This window comes from Holdemanella hominis (assembly GCF_014306155.1).
GTDB classification, from domain to species: Bacteria; Bacillota_I; Bacilli_A; order Erysipelotrichales; family Erysipelotrichaceae; genus Holdemanella; species Holdemanella hominis.
On record NZ_JACRWH010000034.1, the window covers coordinates 1 to 22,901 of the forward strand.

Below are 22,901 nucleotides of genomic sequence, written 5' to 3' on the forward strand. Positions count from 1 at the left end.
TACTTTTCATAGTGACCTCCTATTGTGTTATGGCATCGACACCATAAGTGTTTTTAATCAATTCAATTATGAGTCGTAATCCACGTATTGACAATAGGAGGTCACTTCATATTATCTCTGCTTTATACTACCATACTATTTATCATTTAAAAATCATACAATTATGGGAAATTGTGCAGAAGTATGATAGAATTTCTGTAAAAGTGGAGGCAAGAAAATGGAACAATATAAAAAAGAGTTTATTGATTTCATGTTGGAATCTAAAGTGTTAAAATTTGGTGATTTTACACTAAAATCAGGACGTAAATCCCCATTCTTTATGAATGCTGGTGGATATGTTACAGGTAACCAGTTAAAAAAATTAGGTGAATATTACGCAAAGGCAATCGTTGATCAATATGGTAAAGACTTCGATGTATTATTCGGACCTGCATATAAGGGAATTCCATTGGCAGTTGCGACGACAATCGCATTAGATAATTTATATGGAATGGAAGTTCGTTATTGTTCAGATCGTAAAGAAGAAAAAGATCATGGAGCTGACAAGGGAAGTTTCTTAGGAACAAAACTGCAAGATGGAGATCGCGTTGTTATGATTGAAGATGTTACGACATCTGGAAAATCAATGGAAGAAACAGTGCCGAAGGTTCGTGGTGCAGCAAATGTTGAAATCGTTGGATTGATGGTTTCTTTAAATCGTAATGAAAAGGGAAAAGGTGAAAAGACTGCATTAACGGAAGTTAGTGAATTATATGGTTTCCCAACAGCTGCAATCGTGTCAATGCCGGAAGTAATTGAATATTTAGGAGATAAATTAGATCCTGAATTAAAATCAAGAATTGATGCATATTATGAAGAATATGGAGCTAAGGAATAGAGTCGAAAGATTCTATTCTTTTTAATTACTTTGCGCATTGCGGTATATTTTGCATAAAAACACTTTGCGTATTGCGGTATATTCCTTACTAAAATACTTTGCGTACTGCGGTACCTGTGGTATATAATATTTTATATAAAGGAGATATCGTGATAGAAATAAAAAGAAAGATTTATTCTAAACTTTTGAAATGGAAACAAGAAACAAATGGATCCAAAGCATTGTTGATTGAAGGAGCTCGGCGTATTGGAAAATCTACACTGGCAGAAGAGTTTGGGCAAAATGAATATAAATCTTATGTTTTAATTGATTTCAACAAGGCTTCAAAGACGATTATTAAAGCTTTTGATAATTTAAATGATTTGGATACTTTTTTTCAAATTATTTCTTTGGAAATGAATGTTCGATTGTTTAAAAGGGAATCGTTGATTATATTTGATGAAATTCAAAGATTTCCTCAAGCTAGACAAGCCATTAAATATTTGGTTGAAGATGGTCGGTATGACTATTTAGAAACGGGTTCTTTGATTTCAATTAAAGAAAATGTTGAAAATATCACATTGCCATCCGAGGAAAGAAAGATTCGTATGTACCCTGTAGATTTTGAAGAGTTCATAATCTATATGGGTGAAGAATTATTGTTTGAATATATCAAAAATTGTTGGGATAAGAAAAAGCCTTTAGATGAAAAAATGCATGCGAAGGCTATGTATTTATTTAAAGAATATTTGCTGGTTGGGGGAATGCCACAGGCATTAAAAGCTTATAAAAATGGGAATAAAGATTTTTACGCGGCAGATGTGGAAAAAAGAGATATTCTTGAACTCTATCGTGATGATATTAGGAAAGCGGCTAAAAGATACAATTCAAGGGTATCTGCCCTATTTGAAAATATTCCAGGATATTTATCCACACGCGAAAAAAGGGTTGTTTTATCTGAATTAGGAGAATCTAATCGTAGTTTTGACAGGTATGATGAGCCTTTATTTTGGCTAGACGATTCTATGATTTGTAATTTATGTTATAAATGCACAGACCCAAATGTAGGATTTGTGTTAAATAAGGATGATTCTTATGTGAAATGCTACATGGGCGATACAGGATTATTAGTGAGTTTGGCATTTAGTGAAAATGAGTTGAGTTCTTCAAGATTGTATCAACAAATCATGAATGATAAATTATCTTTGAATAAAGGTATGTTGTATGAAAATATGATTGCGCAAATGATTACTTCTATGGGAAAAAAGCTTTATTTTTATACAAAGTATAATAAGGAAAAACATAGAAATGATATTGAAATTGATTTCTTATTATCAAATGAGAGTAAAACAAATCTAAAAGTATTTCCAATCGAAGTAAAATCTTCAAAGAATTATTCAGCTACGTCTTTAGATAAATTTAAAGATTTATTTGGTAAGAAAATCGCAACACCATATATTGTTCATCCAAAGAATCTAGCAAGGAAAGATAATATAATTTGTATTCCGCCATATATGATATGTGCAGCATTTAGTGATGCTTTAGAATAGGATCAAAAGATTCTATTCTTTTTTCATATTTTACGTTACATCGAACCTATTTTGAATTAAAATAGAAGTAGATAGTGCAGTGTACAAAAGTGAGGTGATGGTGTATATAATATGCTGCATCATGACTTTAAGGAAAAGACAAATAATAATTCTTACAAAAACTTAATAATTTTGGTAAAATGTCTACAACAACGAGTCTTCTTACGGGATATAAATCCAGTTGTAGAAGGCTCGATTTTTGTATATTAGGAGGTACCCTTATGATAATTACAATTACACGTGAATTTGGAAGTGGCGGAAGAACCATTGCCAAGAAATTAGCTGAAAAACTAGGCTATGCTTATTATGATTATGAAATTGTGCAACAAATTGCGCAAGAAAGTGGCTTTGCGAAAGAGTATATTGAAGAAAATGGGGAAGATGCATCAAGCACAAGTACATTTGGTTTTATTTGGAATAATTATGGATATAACTTATCGGATGAACTCTATATTGCACAAAGAAATGTAATTTGTGAATTGGCCGATAAAGGAAACTGCGTTATTGTAGGAAGATGTTCAGACTATATTCTTCGTGATCGTAAAGACGTATTGAATGTATTTATTCATGCGGATTTTGAATATCGCAAAAATCGCGTTGTATCGGTTTATGGGCAAAATGAATTTGCACCAGACAAACGAATCAAAGACAAAGATAAACGTCGTATCGCTTACTATAAATATTACACGGATCGTAAATGGGCAGATGCTAAAAACTATCAATTGTGTTTAGACAGTGGTGTTTTGGGTATTGATAAATGTGTGGAAATAATTGAAAGTGCTATGTAGAAATTTAAGAGTGTTTGATTAAGGTCAAACACTTTTTCTTTTGTGTGGTGTATAATAAAGTACATACGGAGGAAACATATGGAACAAGATTCTCTATTTTCAATACAAGAAGATACAAGGCCTTTAGCCGATCGTATGCGTCCGGAAACATTGGATGAATATGTAGGACAAAAACAGCTTGTTGCCAAGGGAAATCTTTTGTGGCAAATGATTGAACATGATCAGGTGACATCGATGATTTTCTGGGGTCCACCTGGAGTAGGAAAAACGACATTGGCACGTATTATTGCCCATCAGACAAAGAGTTATTTTGTGGATTTCTCAGCTGTTACTAGTGGCATTAAAGAAATCAAGGAAGTTATGAAACAGGCCGATACGCGTAGGGCCTTGGGACAAAAAACAATATTATTCGTAGATGAAATTCATCGTTTTAATAAGGCGCAACAAGATGCATTTTTACCCTATGTGGAAAAGGGAAGTATCATTCTAATTGGTGCTACAACAGAAAATCCTAGTTTTGAGATCAATTCCGCCCTTTTATCTAGGTGTAGAGTGTTTGTGTTAAACAGTCTAAATACGGATGACTTAAAAGATTTGATTATTCGTGCTATTTCCAGCTCAAAAGGATTAGGCAATTTAAAAATACATATTACGGATGAAGATATAGAGGCGATTGCCGCATTTTCAGGTGGGGATGCCCGCTTTTGTTTAAATACATTAGAGATGGTTGTTTATAATAGTCCAAGTGAATTGGATGGTATTCATGTTTCACAGGATATTTTGAAGCAATGCCTTCAAAAAAGGTCGTTATTGTATGATAAAAAGGGGGAGGAACACTATAATATTATTTCTGCTCTACATAAAAGTGTACGAAACTCCGATGTACAGGCCGCTGTATATTGGTTAGCACGTATGTTAGAGGCTGGAGAAGACCCTTTATATATCGCAAGAAGACTCGTTCGTATGGCTAGTGAAGACATTGGTATGGCCGATTCTAGGGCCTTAGAAATCTGTGTGGCAGCCTATCAGGCATGTCACTATTTGGGTGTTCCAGAATGCAATGTACATTTAACGCATGCAGCTGTTTATTTGGCTTTGGCTCCAAAATCAAACGCTTTAGAAGTGGCTTATAATAATGCGAAAAGTGACGCATTAAAAACATTAGATCAGCCAGTGCCTTTACACATTCGTAATGCGCCAACAAAGTTAATGAAAGAGTTAGGCTATAATAAAGGATATGAGTATTCACATGATTATGAATATCACATGACGGATATGCAATGTCTTCCAGATGCTCTAGTTGGTAAAGAATATTATGTACCAAGTGATCAGGGTTCTGAAGTGAAGGTGCGAAATCGTCTTGCGCAGATTAAACAAATCAAGGCGATGGTGCATAGGAATCGTATGATTAAGCAAAATCCTAAAGGAGGAAAATCGTGAAACCACATGAGCTAATGAATGAATTACAATATGGTGAGAGTATAGAAGTAGAATGTAAAAAAGCGTCAAATTCTTTACCAAAATCTGTATGGGAAACATATTCTTCTTTTGCAAACACAAATGGTGGAACTATATATCTAGGGGTTGATGAATCCAAAAACAATCATTTTGAGATTGTTGGAGTAGATTGTCCTGAAAAAATAATAAAAGATTTTTGGGATACAATTTCAAGCGATAAAGTAAGTTCAAATATTTTGTTGGAGAAAGATGTTCGTAAGGAATGTATTGATGGCAAAAGTGTTGTCATAATTCATGTACCTCGTGCCGATTACAAGCATAGACCAGTTTATATAAACGGAAATCCTATGAAAGGAACATATAAAAGAAATTATGAAGGAGATTATCATTGTACAGAAAGTGAGATAAAATCATTCTTTCGAGATGCTAGCGATGAAGGGAGCGATGGTACCTTGTTATCAGGCTATACAATGGAAGATATTGATGGAGATACTTTGCAGATGTATAGGAACGCATTTGAGGTACATAATCCCAATCATGTATGGAATTCATTGGATAATAAAAACTTTTTGAGAAGTCTTGGCGGATATGCAGTAAACAGAGGGACAAAAGAAGAAGGATTGACGTTAGCGGGATTATTGATGTTTGGGAAAGGCCTCTCTATACGGGAACGATTAGAGAATTTTCGCTTTGATTTTTTAGATATGACAAATTTGTTTGGAGACAGAAGATGGTCAGATCGTTTGACATATGATGGAACATGGGAAAATAACATTTACAATTTTATTAAGATAGTATTACCTAAGTTAGTGTCTGATTTAAAACGACCTTTTGTTTTGGAAGGTTTTCAACGGAAAGATGATACAGTAGTACATGCCTCTATACGAGAAGCAATGATGAATAGTATTATTCACTGTGATTATCATCAAGCTGGAATTTTAAAGATAATTAAAAAAAATAATGAATTTATTTTTTCTAATCCAGGTAGATTAAAAATATCTATTGAAGAAATTTATGAAGGTGGAAATTCAGTTGCGAGAAATCCTAAAATACAAACAATGCTGAGGATGATTGGATATGGTGAGAATATTGGTTCTGGATTCCCTATGATTTTAAAGACGTGGAAAGCCGAAAATTGGAGAAAACCAGAACTTTTAGAAAATGAAAACTTATCATGTGTTGAATTGCATTTACATATGATAAGTTTATTGCCTCAAGAGATAACAGAATATTTATCGCAAATATTTAAAGAGGATTATTTCTTGTTAGAAGCAGAAGAACAAATGATTTTAAGCATTACTTATATGGATAAGGAAATTACAAATGAGAAAATACAATTATTGCTTAACACACATGTTGTTGAAGTTGGTAAATATTTATCTGATTTAGTAAAAAAAGAAATGTTGGTAGTAAACCAAAATGGTAGATGGACAACCTATAGCATAAATGAAAAGTATGGAGTATCTTTGATTTCATCTTTGGAATCAGATGAAGATTTGAATAAAACAGATAGAGAAATATTAGAATATTTAAAGAATAATAAGAAAATTACATCTAAAGATGTTATAAAGTTGACTAATATTTCATCCATATCAGGGGCTAATAAGGCTCTAAAAAGATTATTTGATAAAAATCTGTTGAAAAAAACTAGAATTAAGAATAGTGTATTTTATGAAATAAAGGAGTATTAAAGTGAAAACCACTCAAAAAAGTGGAAACCACTCAAAAAAAGTGGAAACCACTCAAAAAAGTGGAAACCACTCAAAAAAAGTGGAAACCACTTTATGAGATACAAACAAAACTTGGAGGATTACATGAAAATAGAAATTCATAGTTTACAAGAAACACAGGAATTTGCCACTAAAATGGCAGATCTTTGCAGAAATAAACAATTAGTCATTACATTAGATGGAGATTTGGGTGCAGGTAAAACGACTTGGACAAAAAGTTTCGGGAAAGCTTTGGGTGTAAAGAATGTGATTAATTCACCAACCTTCACAATCTTAAAGGATTATAAACAAGAAGGTGGAGTCCCTTTCCATCATATTGATGCGTATCGTTTGGAAGGAAAATGTCAGGACTTAGGTTTTGAAGATTGTTTTGATGAAGGAATTACTGTAGTAGAATGGTCTGAATTTATTGAAGATCAATTGCCACAAGATCATATCAAAATTTCTTTTGAAGAAGGTATCGATGAAAATCGTACAGTGACATTAGAATATACGGGTCCTGTATCAAAAAGTATTGTGGAGGCATATCATGATTAGTTTATGTATGGATAGTGCTTATAAAGCATTAGTGTTAGGTTTATATAAAGATGGAACATTGATTGATGGTGTATCTATTGAAGCGTTCAAGAAACAAAGTGAAACGATTTTTGTGGAATTAAATCAATTGTTTGAAAAAACAGGTTTAGACTACAAAGACGTAGATGAAGTAATCATTACAGATGGTCCGGGTTCTTATACAGGTATTCGTATTGCGATGACAATTGCGAAAGTATTTTGTACACAAATGCATAAAACATTAAAGTGTATTAGTACAATGCAGTTGTTTGCGGGCATGGATGAAAGTGCCAATGTTATTTTGGATGCACGTAGTAAAAGGGCGTATGTAGCACATTTAGAAAAGGGTGTTGTTGTTGGTGAAACACAAATTTTAGAAGTCGATCAATTGGAAGATTTCTTAAATGAACATCCTGGAACATTATATGGAGATGGTTATTTGGTGAATCAAGAAGCTGCAAGTTGTGATTTCTTGAAGAATTTTATGGAGGTAGCAAGTCGTACAATTGAAAATGTACATGCTTTAGTTCCTCAATATTTAAAAGAAAGTGATGCTTATAAAGCATGATTTTTAAAGAAATGAAAGACACGGATCTTGTTCGTGTTTTAGAACTTGAACAAGCTTGTTTTAAACAACCTTGGCTAGAAAAAGATTGTTTATATGAATTGAATGAGAATCCCTTTTCTCATGGTTGGATCTTAGAAGATGGAGCTACCATTGTTGGCTACGCCTTTTTATGGGAAACATTTGAAATGGCGCAGCTAGCTCGTATTGGAGTCGATCCTGACTTAAGAAAAAGAGGATATGGTAAAGAATTGATGATGCATTTATTTGATCGAGCTCGAGAAGCAGCTTGTGAATATATGACATTAGAGGTTCGTGCTAGTAATGAGGCAGCCTTGAATTTATATCAAAAAATGGGCTTTATTCAAGTCAATGTATCTAAGAATTATTATCCGGATGGAGAAGATGCTATTGTGATGACATTGGCATTGTAGGAGGATTGTATGATTATTATCGGAATTGAAAGTAGTTGTGATGAAACAGCCGTTGCGGTTGTCAAAGATAAAAAGGAAGTACTATCGAGTGTAGTCGCAAGTCAAATTGATGTGCATACAGAATTTGGTGGGGTCGTACCCGAAGTTGCGAGTCGTATTCATGTAGAAAATATTTCGTATTGTATTGAAAAAGCATTGAAGGATGCCAATATCACTATGGAAGATGTGGATGCGGTTGCTGTTACGCAAGGTCCTGGCTTAATTGGATGTTTACACGTTGGTGTGCAAGCTGCCAAGACTTTGGCTTTTGCCTACCACAAACCATTAGTTCCTGTACATCATTTGGCAGGGCATATTTATGCCAATGAATTAGTGGTGGATATGAAATATCCTGTGTTGGCACTTGTTGTTTCTGGTGGAAATACAGAACTTGTTTATATGAAGGATGAAACAAGTTTTGAAATCTTAGGAGAAACACAGGATGATGCGATTGGAGAAGCCTTTGACAAAGTGGCTCGTGTGTTGGGTCTTGGATATCCTGGTGGTCCTAAAATTGATAAATTGGCAAAAGAAGGTAAGCCGGTATATGAACTGGCAAAACCGAAGACACAAGGTCGTTATGATTTTAGTTTTTCTGGATTGAAGAGTAGTGTTCTACAATTTACAAAGCGTATGGAAAGACAGGGCAAGACATTTGATATGGCAGATTTGGCTTGTTCATTCCAAGAATGTGCATTGGATGAAATTTTCTCTCGAGTAAGAGCTGTACTTGATGATCATAAAGATATTCGTCATTTCGTTGTAGGTGGTGGAGTAAGTGCTAACTCAAGACTTCGTGAAAAAGTAGAAGAATTAAGAAATGAATATCCAGAAGTTGAGTTTACAGTGCCTCCAATGTATTGTTGTACAGACAATGCAAGTATGATTGGTGTTGCAGGAACCATCGCCTATCTTTCTGGAAGAAGAGGAGATGCAAGTTTAACAGCCGATTCAAGTTTAGAAATTCAATAGGAGGTTTTATGCAAGAGTTACGTTTACTTCAAGAAAAAGATTTAGAAAGTATATATCCAATCTATGTATATTATGTAAAGACAAGTACAGCTATATTTGATGTTGTGCCAGATTCTTTTGATGTATTTAAAGAACATATGGTGGAAATTTCAAAGACAAATCCATTTTATGTCGCATTTAATAATGATGTTTTAATTGGTTATGGCTATGTGCACCCTGCTTTTTCTAAAGAGGCGTATAAGTATTGTATAGAACTTACTATTTATTTTAAAGAAGGAAAACATTATGGTTTGCCTTCAAAAATGCTAGATCAGCTTGAAGCGGATTGTAGAAAATTAAACATACGTTGGATCATTTCATGTATTACAGATTCGAATGAAGAAAGTATAGCTTTTCATAAAAAGCATGGCTTTACTATGTATGGGGCATTGCCTTCTTGTGGTATAAAATTTGATGCGTGGCATGGTGTGGTTTGGCTTTGTAAGAGACTGGATGAGGTTAAAAAGGATTTTTTGTGTGCAAGTAATGCAACTATCTTGGGTAATGTTTCAATTGGTGAAGGTTCAAGTGTTTGGTATAACGCTGTGATTCGTAGTGAAGAAGAAACGATTGAAATTGGGCAGGAAACCAATATTCAAGATCAGTGTGTTTTGCATACGGATTGTGGTTATCCATTAAAAATTGGTAATCGTGTCACGATTGGTCATGGGGCTATTGTGCATGGTTGTACGATTGAGGATGAGGTGCTTATTGGTATGGGTGCTATTATCTTAAATGGAGCTCATATAGGAAAGCATAGTATCATCGGTGCTGGTTGTGTTGTGCCTGAAAATATGGTGATTCCACAAAAGAGTGTTGTGATTGGAGTACCGGCTAAAATCATTAAAAAGACTTCAGAATCTCAGGTTTCTGACATTCTTTCAAATGCAGATCATTATATAAAATTATCGAAAAAATTGGGTTAGTCATTTGGCTAATCCTTTTGTATATTGTAAAATCGTTGTAGTGAGGTTGACTATGGAAAACTTATTAAATTATGTACGTTTAAGAAGAGATATCGACTTTTCTGTTCGTCCCTTTAATGAGGTGGATATGTTAGTATGTGCCGATCTATCTTATGTGGATTGGGATGGCATTGTGGAAAAGGACGAGGTTTCTTTAGAGGTAGCATGTCGTAAATATCTTTCTTTATATAGTGAAGAGGAATTAAAAAGTAAGTATACATTTTCAATGAATCTTCCACATTTAATTGATGCGTTGCAAGATACGATTCGTTATGGAAATATAAAGTTAAAGAACTATAAAAAAGTCTATAGCGATGAAGATGTGATTCAATTTAGTGTGGTAACACTTGTGTTGCCAGATGGATCTTTCGTTATTTCTTTTAGTGGTACGGATGGTAGTATTACGGGATGGAAAGAAAATTTAATGATGACCTATAGCAAGGATCTTCCTTGTCAAATCCTGGCGAGGGATTATGTCAAAGAAACTATTGCGGATATTCCTGAAACGAATTCTTTGTTTGGATTAAAAAAGAAAAAAATCTATCCAAAGATGTATTTGACGGGGCATTCGAAGGGTGGAAATCTGGCGATGTATGCCTATTTAAAAAATCCAAAACTACAGGGATATATTGAGGGTGTGAAAAGTTTTGATGGGCCTGGCTTTGCGGATGGTTTTTGGCAAGGTGATGAGGATGTGTCTAAGATTACAAACTATATTCCTAAGGATAGTATTGTGGGTCGTGTTTTAGATCATAGAGAACAAACAAAAGTCATGGATGCTCAAGGTTCTGGCCTAGTTCAGCATGATACGCTTATGTGGAGTGTGGATATAAAAGACTTTAATTATTGTGATGCACTCACAAAAGAGAGTGATGATTTATTGGAATATGCAAATAAGTTATTGATGGATCGTCCACTGGAAGAAAAAGAGCGTTATTGTCATTTGATTGGAGAATTATTTGATCGTATGGAAATTTATACGATTGCGGATTTAACTGAATTTTCATTTAAACAGGCATTGTCTGGAATTAAGGAGATTCGTCAATTGAATGCAGAAGAAATTAAGTTTATGTTTGAAGTTGTGAAATTTATTGCGGTGCAATCCGCTCCAATATTAGTGAAGGGAAGAAAGTGAAATGAGAAAAATAGGTTGGATTGGTGCTGGCATTATGGGTCAGCCAATGGTTATTCATTTATTGAATAAGGGTTATGAAGTGCATGTGTACGCAAGACATCCAGAAAGGGTAGAACAAGCTAAAAATGCAGGTGCCATTTTAGAAGAATCGATTGAGTCTTTGACATCCAATGTAGATGTGATTTGTACAATGGTCGGTTTTCCTAGTGATGTTAAAGAAGTATATGATGTGATTTTTAGTTGTATTGAAGCGGGTAAAACTTGTATTGATTTTACGACTTCAAGTCCAAAGTTAGCTAAAGAATTGTATACAAAAGGAAAAGAATTGGGTGTTCATGTATTGGATGCGCCAGTGACTGGTGGAGATACGGGAGCGAAAAATGGTACTCTAACTGTTTTGGTTGGTGCAGACAAAGAGGATTTTGAAACAAATAAAGAAATCTTTGAAGCGTTTGGAACACAAATTGAGTATTGTGGCAAGGCTTGTTGTGGTCAACATGTCAAGATGGCGAACCAAATCATGATTGCGAATACGTTACAAGGTATTTGTGAGGCCATGTCGTATTTGAATTGTAAAGATGTGGATGAATCTTTCGTGTATCGCTTCTTGCGTAATGGTGCTGCTGGATCTAAACAATTGGAATTCCAAGGTAAGAAGATGTTAGAGAATGATTATGCGCCTGGTTTTTATGTGAAGCATTTTGTGAAGGATTTAAAAATTGCAGTACAAGAGGCCAATTTTCCTTTGTATGGTGTAAATCGTGTCATCAAAGAATATGTGGATCTAATGGATCGTGGTATGAGTGATTTAGGCACGCAATGTTTGATTGAATATTTTAGAAAGCCACAAATTAAAGCAGTCATCTTTGATATGGATGGTTTGATGTTTAATACGGAAAAGATGTTTAAGGATGAGTTCAAAGAGAAGGCTAAAGAATTAGGCGTTTCTTGTCCAGACTATTTTCCGGAACCTTTAATTGGTTGTGATTCAAGAAAGGTTACAGAGTTTGAAATGATGTATCCAGGTGTGACAAGAGTTATGGAAGAAATTCAGGAAGAGCGTGTGGATTATTTCTTTACATATTTTAAAGAGCCTGGTAGTGCCAATATGGTTGGATTACAGAATTTAATTGAGTATATTGAAGAGAATAAGATTCCTTATGCGGTGGCTTCAAGTTCACATCCGCAGGCTATTAAAAAGTTCTTGTCGCATGCAGGCTTTGTGTTAAGTCCAAATGTGATTGTATCTTCTAAAGAGGGATATAACTCAAAGCCGGCTCCAGATGTTTTCTTGGCAGCAGCTGAAAGATTAGATGTAAAGCCAGAAAACTGTTTAGTGTTAGAGGATAGTAAGCATGGAATTATGGCAGCAGCCAATGCGAAGATGCAATCCATTTTTATTCAAGATCAGATTGCGCCAGATGACGAAATGAAGGAGTATATCCAAGAATCTTGTAAGGATTTAAATGAAATAATTGATTATTTAAAGCGTTGTAAATAATTGGTTGCTACTTTATAATATTTTTGAGAAATTAATAGGAGGACGTAATGAAAAAAGAATTAGTCATTGTTCTTGATTTTGGAGGACAATATAATCAGTTGGTTGCACGTCGTGTTCGTGAGTGCAATGTATATTGTGAAATTTATTCATATAAAACAGATTTAGAAAAAATCAAAGCTATGAATCCAAAGGGAATTATCTTAACTGGAGGACCAAATAGTTGTTATGAGGCAGATTCACCTACATATTCAAAGGAATTATTTGAATTGGGTATCCCAGTTCTTGGTCTTTGCTATGGCGCACAATTGATGATGCATGTATTGGGTGGAAAAGTAGAAAAAGCGGATCACCGTGAATATGGTAAGACAGAGGTTCTTGTGGATAAGACTTCTTCTAAAATCTTTGAGGGGGTATCAGAAAAAACAATTTGCTGGATGTCACACTTTGACTATATTTCACAGGTAGCACCTGGTTTTGAAATTACGTCTCATACAGATAACTGTCCTTGTGCATCAAGTGAAAATGCAGAAAAAGGATTATATGCAATTCAGTTCCATCCAGAAGTATTACATACACAAGAAGGGTCAAAAATGTTATATAACTTCGTTCGTGGTGTTTGTGGATGCTGTGGTGATTGGAGAATGGATAACTTTGTTGAAGAACAAATTAAGGCTATTCGTGAAAAGGTTGGAGATGGAAAAGTTTTATGTGCCCTTAGTGGTGGAGTAGACTCTTCTGTTGCAGCTGTATTATTATCAAAAGCAATTGGTAACCAATTGACATGTGTATTTGTTGATCATGGTTTACTTCGTAAAAACGAAGGGGATGAAGTAGAGGCTGTATTTGGCCCAGAAGGTCCATATGAATTAAACTTCATTCGTGTAAATGCGCAACAAAGATATTATGAAAAGCTAAAGGGTGTTGAAGAACCAGAAGCAAAACGTAAGATCATTGGTGAAGAATTCATTCGTGTATTTGAAGAAGAGGCTAAGAAAATTGGAAAAGTTGATTTCTTAGTTCAGGGAACGATTTATCCAGATGTTGTTGAGAGTGGTTTAGGTGGAGAATCTGCTGTAATTAAATCTCACCACAATGTTGGTGGACTTCCTGATCACGTAGATTTCAAAGAAATCATTGAACCATTACGTGACTTATTCAAGGATGAAGTTCGTAAAGCTGGTTTAGAATTAGGTATTCCTGAATACTTGGTATTCAGACAACCATTCCCAGGACCTGGTTTAGGAATTCGTATCATTGGTGAAGTAACTGAAGAAAAAGTAAAAATCGTCCAAGATGCAGATGCTATCTATCGTGAAGAAATCGCAAATGCTGGATTAGACCGTTCAATCGGTCAATACTTTGCAGCATTGACAAACATGCGTTCAGTAGGTGTTATGGGTGATGAAAGAACATATGATTATGCCATCGCTTTACGTGCTGTTAATACAATTGACTTTATGACTGCAGAATCAGCTCAGATTCCATATGAAGTATTAAATAAAGTTATGTCTCGTATTATCAATGAGGTTCGTGGGGTTAACCGTGTAATGTATGACCTTACTAGTAAGCCTCCTGGAACAATCGAGTTTGAATAATTCAATAAACACAAAAAGTCCTTTATATAAGGGTTTTTTTATATGCCGGTTTTGGCTGTGAGTACAAAATGAGTACATAAATTATTGAATGAATTATCGGGAACCGATAATTCATATGACTGTATAAGAAAAAAGCACCAAAATTAGAGCAAAATAATAAAGCAGATTCACATGTACTATTAGGGACAGTTGATCTGCTTTTATTTATTGTTAATTTTGTTTATCGTATGTAATCCAATCTGAATCCCACATGTTTTTATAAGCATTGAATTTTCTCTTGCTTAAATGCCCGTCTACATCTTTATATTTCCATCGAGTCATGTTTTTTACATTGTCTAAAGCATGATCAGGTATATATAGAGAATTTTTTTCTCTTAAGTCAGTTTCTTTTTTTAAAAGTGAATAATTTTTTATTGGAGATATAAAACTTTCTCCATCCGTATTTACGACTAATTGTTTTTCTCCTCCGTTTACCAATATGTATGCATTAGATTTTGATATTTCATATGTGCCTTTTGTTAGATTTGATTCTGTGTAGTAAGGTGTCAAAATCAAAAAGTTAAGAAAAATCATTATAATTAGCATAGGAAATACGAAAATAGTCGGACTAGTCTTTTTATTAAGAATAGCGTTTATGCGGTAATTCAGATTTGATTTTCTATTGAATGATAAGTTTGAACTTAAAACAGTTGTAGAAGATTTGATTGCTTGTTTTTTCGTTTTAATCAGAAAATTCAGGTAATCTAGTTTTTGGTGTTCTTCAAGATTTTCAATAGTTTTGTTGTCAGCGTGAAGTTCAAGATAAAGATCCAACTGCTTGTTAAAAATATATATTGGAATAAACCACCAAAATAGGATTTTAAATACATTTACAATGAACTTGATGAAATTATCTTTGTGTAAAATATGTGTTATTTCATGTTTAAGTGCATAATCAATTTCTTCGTTGTTCAGATTTTCAGGTATTAAAATGATTCCTTGTAATCCTATAACAATCGGTGTATTGATGTAGGATGTTTGATAAATTTCATAATCAGGATTTACTATACGATTACCTTTTTTTCTTATCTCGCGAATGATGTAATTACATTCTCTGATTTGTTTCATTAGTTCTGTAAATTGGTAGATGCTTCCAATTATAGCAACAGAAAGTAGAAAATGGTACATGTAAATCTGATTGAATAGTTTATATTGAAGAATATCGATTAGTGGATTCATAATCTTATCTAAAGGGATAAGAATTGATAACTTGGTTTCAAATGGAAAACATAGTTTTATGAATATGATCAACAAAAATAATCTGAAGAATACTTGATTCATGTTCCATTGTTTATGAATACAAAAATCAAAAATAAATATCATACAACTTGTCAAAATTAATGTGGATAGTAATGTTGACAAAATAAATGTCATATAATTCACCTAATTTCTTTTTTTCGTTTGTCAATTAGCTTTTGAAGTTCATTTAAAGAATCTAAATCATCTTCTTCATCAACTAATCCGCATAGTAGTTTAAAACGATTCGAATCGCTAATAAAAGCAGATATATATTGAGTTTGAGAAACTAAAGGCTTATATGTTCGAGTTAGAGACTTTTTGTTGAAAACAACGTCATCTACTTCTATAAATTTACATTTTAATAAGTTACGCAAAACTTGTTGAACGGTATTGATATTTAAGTCGGGTGATGTATCTTTGATTTCACTAGCTGATAATGCGGAATCGGCATTCCATAAAATATCCATTATAGTTCTTTCTTTTTTTGTTAGTTGTTCCATGAGTTATTCCTTCTTTCGTTTATATTTTAACATATACAAAAAATAAATAAAACACTTGTAAAAAAATAATAGCGTGGTATATTTTTGATAGGAAAACGTTTTCTAACACATTGAGAGGTGAATATAAATGAAATACAAAACTTTACTTGCATTTGCTTTAGTGGCAGCACTAGGATTTACAACATGTTCTGTTTTTGCAGAAGAGCTCGGTGCAAAGCCTGTAAATCAAGAAAACACTGAAGTGTTATTTGGAGATTTGAATGATAATGATAAGGTTGTTGAATTAGAGGATGGAGGATTTCTATATGGAGAGGCAACGGTAACGGATGAAAATGATCCGACATTTGAACCAGTTGAATATAATAGTTTTGATGATCCTAATTCGATAACAGTAAAGGATGCTAAAAAAATTATACAGGAGGGTTCTGCTTCTAATTTTGCAAGAGGTTCAAATGTGCCTGATAGCTCAACAAAGACTTTAACACTAAAACCCAACAGTCATTATCAATCAAGCGAATTTAGTGGAACTGGTTGGAGATTTGGAGGTTACTTTTTTAAAGCTTCATCGGGTTCAGGAACATATTTACGATGGACAAGTTACAAAGATGCAGGTAGAATAGGAAATTACTCTGAAGCCGTAGGTACAAAAAATGGTTCGTTGCAAGGGACGGTAATAGAAAAAAATCAAACACAATATGTAAGTCGTGGGGGAAGTGGAATGATTTATTACACGTATTCACCTTTACAAGGGACTTATTACTATGTAGTCAATATTTAAAGATGGAGGTGAAACAATGAAAAAGCTTCGATTATTAATTCCTTTGTTTATTGGTCTAGTTGCTGTTTCGGCTTATCCTGCTTTTGCAAGATCGAGTGAAGAACCGGTTAATGTTGAAGAAGTGAATGAAACAAATGAGGATGTAGGCTATTTTCCTGGATGTGATGATGATGAAAAAGTGATTCCATTAGGGGATGGCTTTCTAGGTGGAGAAGCTTACTTACAAAATGGGAATGAAGAGATCTACTTGAATAGTGAAACGGATTCAAGTGCAATTACTGTTAAAGAAGCAAAGGAAATCTTAGAAAGCCGACAGGTAGAGTCTGACGATCAATAATTTAGGTTAGCTATGTAAAATACCATACACATGATATGTATGGTATATTTTTTTTTTTTTTGAATCCTTATTCGTTTTTGTCGTTAAGATTATTGATGTTACCTGTGATAACTGTGAATTTTTCTTCGGAGTTGTTTGATTCTTTTTCGTCATTCAATTTTTTTTGTAGTGCTTTTACCTGTGTTTCCATCAATTCTTTTTCTGACGTTTCTCTGTATTTCTTGAATGAGATTGGAATCATATATTTCTCATATATTTGTGATTTCTTGTTTAAAGATTCTTCTTCTGAAATCAGGTGGTTTGAGCAATCGAAACATACGGATTGCATCTCATATAAATAGGAAATTAGATTGTCGCCAAGAGCATCATTATTCAACAATGTAAAAGTAACTTTAGGATGTATACATTCACTTTTGTTTTTAGAAGAACTATGACTCTTTTCAGCTTCCACCTGAAATGAAAGGCTGTCTATTTCAAATAGTTGGCTGATCATATTACCTATATCCGTGACTGTTAATGTTGAGTCTGGAACAGAATTGTATCCGTTTAGCCATTCAAAAGATACATTACATTCTTTCATGATTTTTCCTATGACTTCAAATGAAGGTAGATATTTATCTTTTTCATAAGCAGAAATGGAAGGTTGAGGAACGTCTAATAATTTTGCGAATTCAACCTGCGTCATTTTCATCATTTTTCTAGTTTTCTTGATTCTTTGTCCCATTGTTTCCATATAATCACTTCCTGTTGAATATATTGTATCATTTCAAAAAATAAATATCAGAAAAACTTATAAATATATGAAATACTTATTGACAAATTGCGAAGTATAAGAATATATTATAAATATAAGAAATGCGTATATTTATGACGATGCTTTCCTCAAATTAAAAAAGCAGTGAAGATACATATCAGGCAAGGAGGTGAGTATATGTCGGACAAGGCTTTATTGGGTGCTGCGGATATTGCTGAAATATTAGGTGTTTCTAAAAGCAAGGCTTACACAATAATTCGTGAAGGAAATCAAGAATTAAAGAGTATGCATAAGCTAGTGATTTCTGGAAAACTGCCAGTGGAGTATTTTAACGATATTTGTTATTCCAGTAAATCAAACAGGGATGAAGAAGGGAGTTGATCGTATTGGCAAGTATTACGTTAAATCCTAAGACGAAAAAGTATGATGTGCAGTTTCGTGTAAAGGATGCGATGGGAAATTGTAAGAAGTCAACGAAACGTGGTTTTAAAAGAAAATCGGATGCAAAGAAGTGGCTAAATGAATATGAGCTTAAAAAGAGCGAGAACCTTTCAATGAAGTTTTCTGATTATGTGGATGTATATCTAGAAGATTTACAACCTCGATTAAGAAAAACAACGTACGAGACGAAGAGAACATATTTACGAGTACATATCACTCCGTTCTTTGGCAATTATGGACTGGATGATATTTCAGTGTCGATGGTAAGAAAATGGCAGAATCAGCTGATTGAAAGAGGATATTCAGAAACGTATCAAAAAACATTGAACAATCAACTTAGTGCACTTTTCAACCATGCGGTAGCATACTATGGATTGAAAAATAATCCAGTACGTATAGCTGGTTCCATTGGAAAGGAACATGGTGATGAGGTAGAGTTCTATACAAAAGAGGAGTTTGATCGTCTGATCGAGCAAACAATGAACAATCAAACGGTTTATACGATCTTTATGACGTTTTACTGGACGGGCATGAGATTAGGAGAATTAAGAGCGCTGACACCTAATGATATTCATATTGACGAAAAGTATATTGATGTGAATAAATCGTTGCAGGTCGTTAAGGGTAAAGAAATTATTACGGATCCTAAAACACCAAAGAGTAAAAGAAAGATCACGATTCCTGATTTTTTGGCTGCTATTTTAAAGGAGTATATGGATTCATTGTATAATCCAAATCCGAACAAGCCAATTTTCAGGATGTCTAAAGGAGCAATCCATCATGCCTTGAAAACAAGTGCAGTTAAGGCTGGATTAAAGCCACTGCGTATCCACGCGTTTCGTCATGCGCATGCAGCATATTTGATTGAAATGCAGGTTCCAATTTTGGCAATCTCAAATCGTTTGGGACATGAAAAGATACAGACAACCATGAATACTTATGGACATTTATATCCAAATAAACAAAGACAAATTGCAGATGCGATTGAAGCAAGGGTAAAAGGTGAATTTTAGATGCCAGGATTAAATAAGAATCGCAAAAGACCTGTCACAATAGCTTTTCGAGTAACTGCACAGGAAGCACAAAGAATCAATCAGAGAGTTAAGATTTCAGGATTATCAAGAAGAAAGTATTTTATGAATACTTTTCTAGGCCAGAAGATTGAGCTAAGTGGTGGCTGCTTTGAAAGTAATCGGCTTGCTTCAGAACTGAAAAAGATTCGAATGAAGCTGGAGATGCTGGAAGTAAATTCAACACAATTGGAAGAAACGATTGATGAGTGTCATGCTCTGCTTTCTGAATTATCGAAAGTGATCAAAGAAAATGAGCCTGTACAAAAAGAAGTTTCTGCATTCACTCAGGAAGAAGACTGGTTAGAAGATGTCATTATTAGATGAAATTGTAGCGAATATAGAAAGTATTGTGTGTAAAGATGAGTTGAAGAAATATCTATTTCGAAATGTGTGTTTTGTGAATGATGAAGATATGTATGTGATTGAAACAGCACTTTCTCAAAGGGAAGATATAGATGCTCGATGGAGAAAGTCTATTTATGCACAGCTTTTAAAATCTCCCAAAGAGGGATTTATTGTAAATATGATATTGCAGGAATGGAATATTCGCTATTTAAAGGGTCGGGGATTCTATCTTTATACAGGTAAATATTGGAAGTATACGCAAGATGAAATTGTTTCTAAAAAGATTGGTGATTTTTTGGGAAAATGGAAACAGGGAAACAAGGTGCGTTCAATTTTGAAGTTATTGAAAGATGAATGTATAACAGAAGAGGAATTCAATAAAAAAGATGTTATATGTTTTCAAAATGGTACGTTGCATCTTGAATCGGGTTTGTTGAAGAAACATAGTCCTAAGGATCTTTGTTCAATCATAATGTCTTATGATTACGATGAAACCAAAAAATCAAAAGAATGGGCTGCATTTGTGATGGATATATGCAATGGAAAACAATATCGTTATGACAAACTTCAATTGTTATGTGGATATATTTTGATGAGTGATTGTCATCTGCAGAAATGTTTTATCTTTTATGGTACAGGAGCAAATGGTAAGAGCGTATTTATGAATATTATTTCAAATGTATTTGGCCAGGAGAATGTGACACATCTGCAACTTGTAGATATGTACGACAAGTTTCAACTGATTCAGCTGGAGTCTGCACTATTAAATCTAGGTGAGGATTCAGGCTCTTCTTTAAAAGGTGGAGATTCAGAATTAAAAAGATTATCTGCCGGAGATCGCGTTAGTGCATGTTATAAGGGAAAAGATTTTATTAGCTTTCGTTCAAGAGCAAAATTGATTTTTGCGATGAATGATATCTTGTTTTCAAGCGCAATCAATCAAGGAATATTGCGTAGACTGTCTACGATTATGTTTGAGGTTCATTTTGTAGATGAGCCAAAACTGCCCGAAGAAAAAAAGATCGATCGCAATCTTGAAGATAAACTTTCTAAAGAACTTTCTGGCATTTTCAATTGGTGTTATGAAGGATATTTAAAATTGAAGAAAGTTGATTGCTTCGCTAGAGATGAAGATGATATTGAAATGGAACGAATGTTTTTGGATGTATCTTCACCATTGTATGGATACTATGTTCAGATGGAACCGTTAAAAAGATTTACTCCTACTAGAGAAATCTATGATAACTATTTATTTTGGTGTAGAGATAAAGGAATCAAACCTAAAGCACTATCAACATTCTCATCACAGTTTGCACTGGTTTCAAGAAGTTCTTATAAAAAGAATGATTCTTATAAAGATGAGAATGGAAAACATATTCGAGGATATGAACCGTTATAAAATCACTATATTTAAAATAACCAGGTTACCCGGTTCTGATTTTGATATGTATTAGAACCAGTGTACCTGGTTATTTTTCAAACGACAGGTATTTTTTTCGGTAGGTAGAAGATAGAAGAAATGTGAGAACCAGTAAAACTAGGTAAATGAAATAGAAGACGAGTCACTTTGATGGTGACGGTGTGACGGTTTTGGGGGTATACCCTTCCAATCGTCATACCGTCATAAATTATTTGGAAGGATAAAAAAAATGTATTAGCAAGCAACGCATATGGTCACCCATATACAGAAGGGAGGTCATCAAATATGACGCGAAAACGAGAACATCGAATGACGGTGCGTTTGAACGGGGATGAATATACTAAAGTTTTGAGTAAGATTGAAAGGTCAGGATTATCCAAACAGGAGTATATCTTATCTTCGATTCTGAATAAAAAGATTCAGGAAAGATTGAATGTGGATTATTTTAAATTAATAAATGAAGTAAATCATGTGGGAACAAATCTAAATCAGATCGCAAGAAAATTAAACGGTAATGAATCTATTTTGAAGGATGAAATCTTTAAAAATCAGCTGTTGCTCAATCAGGTTTTGAAGAATCTTAATGATCAGATCAAAGGAAATTCAAATGGCAACAACTAAGATATGGAGTGTTAAAAATCGATTAGATCATGTTCTTGAATATGTATCTAATGAAGATAAGACGATCGATAAACTTGGATCGTATGTTTCAAGAAATGAAGCTACAGAAAATCAGAAATATATGACTTGTGTGAACTGTTCTGGCAATGATCCATTTACAAGTATGATGAATTTAAAAGATGTTTTTCACGATACATCCAATATTATTGCGTATCATGCGATACAATCATTTAAGCCACACGAAACAAATGCAGATACAGTTCATGAAATTGGTGTTGAAACCGCAACAAGATTATATGGAGATAGATATCAGTTTGTCGTATGCACACATTTGGATAAGGATCATCCGCATAATCATATTGTATTGAATCCGATATCGATTGTTGATGGTAAAAGATATCATAATTCGATGAAAGACATTTATCAGTTAAGAGAAGTTTCAGATGAAATATGTAAAGAATACGGATTGAGTATAGTGGAAAAACCACAAGGAAAAGGACAATCTAGAAGTCAGTATTATTCGGCTAGGAGCTATATTCGAGAAATAAAAAAAGACATAGATGCTGCCTGTATACGTGCATTTACAGTCAAAGATTTTGTTCAAGACATGAAGCTGGAAGGATATTCATTTGAAGAAGTGGAAGGACTGGACTGTGTAGTTCATCCTAATTATGATAAGCCAATACCATTGTTGTTGCTGGGACAAAGATATTCTTTGGATTGTATTGAACAGAGAATAGAAACAGAAGAAGTTAGATATGTTTCACTAAAGATCGTTTACAAACAAAAAGATGCAGATCGTATTTATGGACAATATAAAAGTGGAATGTTTAAAGGTTTCATGAAAGAAGTAGTCAAATTTCAAGTGTTGTTAGGTATTCTTCCCCATTATTCTGCAACGAAAATAAAGCTTTCAAAAGAAATGCGAAAAGAATGTAGAAAGCTAGATCTTATCACAAATGCAACAACGATCATGGCAAAAAATGATATTGATACATTAGAAAAACTAGAATCTGGTACTACGTCAAGAAAAAGGACTCATAAAATAGATAAATTTTAAATTCTAATGTTTTGAATAATAATTATTCTCATATTGATTTGGTGATTCATAACCGCAATGGCTATGGATTCGT

The 22,901-nt window shown here is 33.8% G+C and carries 24 protein-coding genes; 21 read left to right on the forward strand and 3 right to left on the reverse strand.

Going from position 1 to position 22,901, the window contains the following annotated elements; all coding sequences use genetic code 11:
* The first annotated feature begins 217 nt into the window (after positions 1 to 217).
* The 13 genes from pyrE (at position 218) to guaA (ending at position 14,221) form a co-directional block, all read left to right on the forward strand.
* The gene (gene pyrE / locus H8911_RS08085) at positions 218 to 877 is read left to right on the forward strand and encodes an orotate phosphoribosyltransferase (protein WP_117925298.1); all 660 of its coding nucleotides are present in this window, start codon (positions 218 to 220) and stop codon (positions 875 to 877) included.
* 149 nt (positions 878 to 1,026) lie between these two features.
* Positions 1,027 to 2,406 carry an ATP-binding protein gene (locus tag H8911_RS08090; protein ID WP_369410299.1) on the forward strand — a complete coding sequence of 460 codons (1,380 nt, stop codon included), beginning with the start codon at positions 1,027 to 1,029 and terminating at the stop codon, positions 2,404 to 2,406.
* Between the two features lie 260 nt (positions 2,407 to 2,666).
* Entirely contained in the window at positions 2,667 to 3,233 is a 567-nt protein-coding gene (locus tag H8911_RS08095) for a cytidylate kinase-like family protein (protein ID WP_118011139.1), read from the forward strand.
* Positions 3,234 to 3,311: 78 nt separating this feature from the next.
* Complete coding sequence (locus tag H8911_RS08100; RefSeq protein WP_186999293.1) at positions 3,312 to 4,673, forward strand: replication-associated recombination protein A; 1,362 nt, start codon at positions 3,312 to 3,314, stop codon at positions 4,671 to 4,673.
* A complete protein-coding gene (locus H8911_RS08105; RefSeq protein WP_186999294.1) occupies positions 4,670 to 6,382 on the forward strand; it encodes a DUF8451 domain-containing protein in 1,713 nt (570 codons plus the stop codon). Before H8911_RS08100 ends, H8911_RS08105 begins: the two co-directional genes overlap by 4 nt.
* Before the next feature lie 123 nt (positions 6,383 to 6,505).
* A complete protein-coding gene (tsaE, locus tag H8911_RS08110) occupies positions 6,506 to 6,958 on the forward strand; it encodes a tRNA (adenosine(37)-N6)-threonylcarbamoyltransferase complex ATPase subunit type 1 TsaE (RefSeq protein WP_040466346.1) in 453 nt (150 codons plus the stop codon).
* Positions 6,951 to 7,544: a tRNA (adenosine(37)-N6)-threonylcarbamoyltransferase complex dimerization subunit type 1 TsaB gene (gene tsaB, locus H8911_RS08115; protein WP_186999295.1), complete on the forward strand. Its 594-nt coding sequence runs from the start codon at positions 6,951 to 6,953 to the stop codon at positions 7,542 to 7,544. The genes tsaE and tsaB overlap by 8 nt, the downstream gene beginning before the upstream one ends.
* A complete protein-coding gene (gene rimI / locus H8911_RS08120) occupies positions 7,541 to 7,975 on the forward strand; it encodes a ribosomal protein S18-alanine N-acetyltransferase (protein WP_186999296.1) in 435 nt (144 codons plus the stop codon). The genes tsaB and rimI overlap by 4 nt, the downstream gene beginning before the upstream one ends.
* Positions 7,976 to 7,984: 9 nt before the next feature.
* Positions 7,985 to 8,986, forward strand: coding sequence for a tRNA (adenosine(37)-N6)-threonylcarbamoyltransferase complex transferase subunit TsaD (gene tsaD, locus H8911_RS08125; protein ID WP_117925283.1), 1,002 nt, complete (start codon positions 7,985 to 7,987; stop codon positions 8,984 to 8,986).
* Between the two features lie 8 nt (positions 8,987 to 8,994).
* Positions 8,995 to 9,951 (forward strand): GNAT family N-acetyltransferase, encoded by a 957-nt coding sequence (locus tag H8911_RS12735; protein WP_255466333.1) that lies wholly within the window; start codon positions 8,995 to 8,997, stop codon positions 9,949 to 9,951.
* A gap of 52 nt (positions 9,952 to 10,003) precedes the next feature.
* Positions 10,004 to 11,125, forward strand: a complete 1,122-nt coding sequence (locus H8911_RS08135) for an Mbeg1-like protein (RefSeq protein WP_186999297.1) — start codon at positions 10,004 to 10,006, stop codon at positions 11,123 to 11,125.
* 1 nt (position 11,126) lies between these two features.
* Positions 11,127 to 12,626: an HAD-IA family hydrolase gene (locus H8911_RS08140; protein WP_186999298.1), complete on the forward strand. Its 1,500-nt coding sequence runs from the start codon at positions 11,127 to 11,129 to the stop codon at positions 12,624 to 12,626.
* A 47-nt stretch (positions 12,627 to 12,673) separates the two neighbouring features.
* Complete coding sequence (guaA, locus tag H8911_RS08145; RefSeq protein ID WP_117572157.1) at positions 12,674 to 14,221, forward strand: glutamine-hydrolyzing GMP synthase; 1,548 nt, start codon at positions 12,674 to 12,676, stop codon at positions 14,219 to 14,221.
* Positions 14,222 to 14,431: 210 nt separating this feature from the next.
* Here guaA and H8911_RS08150 read toward each other — a convergent pair whose 3' ends face one another.
* Both H8911_RS08150 and H8911_RS08155 read right to left on the reverse strand, forming a co-directional pair.
* The gene (locus tag H8911_RS08150) at positions 14,432 to 15,634 is read right to left on the reverse strand and encodes a M56 family metallopeptidase (protein WP_369410300.1); all 1,203 of its coding nucleotides are present in this window, start codon (positions 15,632 to 15,634) and stop codon (positions 14,432 to 14,434) included.
* Between the two features lie 5 nt (positions 15,635 to 15,639).
* A complete protein-coding gene (locus tag H8911_RS08155) occupies positions 15,640 to 15,999 on the reverse strand; it encodes a BlaI/MecI/CopY family transcriptional regulator (RefSeq protein ID WP_117572155.1) in 360 nt (119 codons plus the stop codon).
* Between the two features lie 127 nt (positions 16,000 to 16,126).
* Here H8911_RS08155 and H8911_RS08160 point away from each other — a divergent pair, with 127 nt between their 5' ends.
* Entirely contained in the window at positions 16,127 to 16,777 is a 651-nt protein-coding gene (locus H8911_RS08160; protein WP_186999300.1) for a hypothetical protein, read from the forward strand.
* Positions 16,778 to 16,793: 16 nt separating this feature from the next.
* On the forward strand, positions 16,794 to 17,114 hold the full coding sequence (locus tag H8911_RS08165; protein ID WP_186999301.1) for a hypothetical protein: 321 nt from the start codon (positions 16,794 to 16,796) through the stop codon (positions 17,112 to 17,114).
* 67 nt (positions 17,115 to 17,181) lie between these two features.
* Here the strand turns inward: H8911_RS08165 and H8911_RS08170 are convergent, their stop codons facing one another.
* Positions 17,182 to 17,847 carry a helix-turn-helix transcriptional regulator gene (locus tag H8911_RS08170; RefSeq protein ID WP_117572153.1) on the reverse strand — a complete coding sequence of 222 codons (666 nt, stop codon included), beginning with the start codon at positions 17,845 to 17,847 and terminating at the stop codon, positions 17,182 to 17,184.
* 198 nt (positions 17,848 to 18,045) lie between these two features.
* Here H8911_RS08170 and H8911_RS08175 point away from each other — a divergent pair, with 198 nt between their 5' ends.
* From H8911_RS08175 to H8911_RS08200, 6 genes are all read left to right on the forward strand, one after another.
* Positions 18,046 to 18,249 carry a helix-turn-helix domain-containing protein gene (locus H8911_RS08175; RefSeq protein ID WP_117572152.1) on the forward strand — a complete coding sequence of 68 codons (204 nt, stop codon included), beginning with the start codon at positions 18,046 to 18,048 and terminating at the stop codon, positions 18,247 to 18,249.
* A 5-nt stretch (positions 18,250 to 18,254) separates the two neighbouring features.
* Complete coding sequence (locus H8911_RS08180; RefSeq protein WP_186999302.1) at positions 18,255 to 19,322, forward strand: site-specific integrase; 1,068 nt, start codon at positions 18,255 to 18,257, stop codon at positions 19,320 to 19,322.
* Positions 19,323 to 19,706: a plasmid mobilization protein gene (locus tag H8911_RS08185; RefSeq protein ID WP_186999303.1), complete on the forward strand. Its 384-nt coding sequence runs from the start codon at positions 19,323 to 19,325 to the stop codon at positions 19,704 to 19,706.
* Positions 19,690 to 21,126, forward strand: coding sequence for a DNA primase family protein (locus tag H8911_RS08190; protein ID WP_186999304.1), 1,437 nt, complete (start codon positions 19,690 to 19,692; stop codon positions 21,124 to 21,126). Before H8911_RS08185 ends, H8911_RS08190 begins: the two co-directional genes overlap by 17 nt.
* Positions 21,127 to 21,357: 231 nt before the next feature.
* A complete protein-coding gene (locus H8911_RS08195) occupies positions 21,358 to 21,768 on the forward strand; it encodes a plasmid mobilization protein (RefSeq protein WP_369410301.1) in 411 nt (136 codons plus the stop codon).
* Positions 21,755 to 22,828, forward strand: coding sequence for a relaxase/mobilization nuclease domain-containing protein (locus tag H8911_RS08200; RefSeq protein ID WP_186999305.1), 1,074 nt, complete (start codon positions 21,755 to 21,757; stop codon positions 22,826 to 22,828). The genes H8911_RS08195 and H8911_RS08200 overlap by 14 nt, the downstream gene beginning before the upstream one ends.
* Positions 22,829 to 22,901 lie beyond the last annotated feature (73 nt).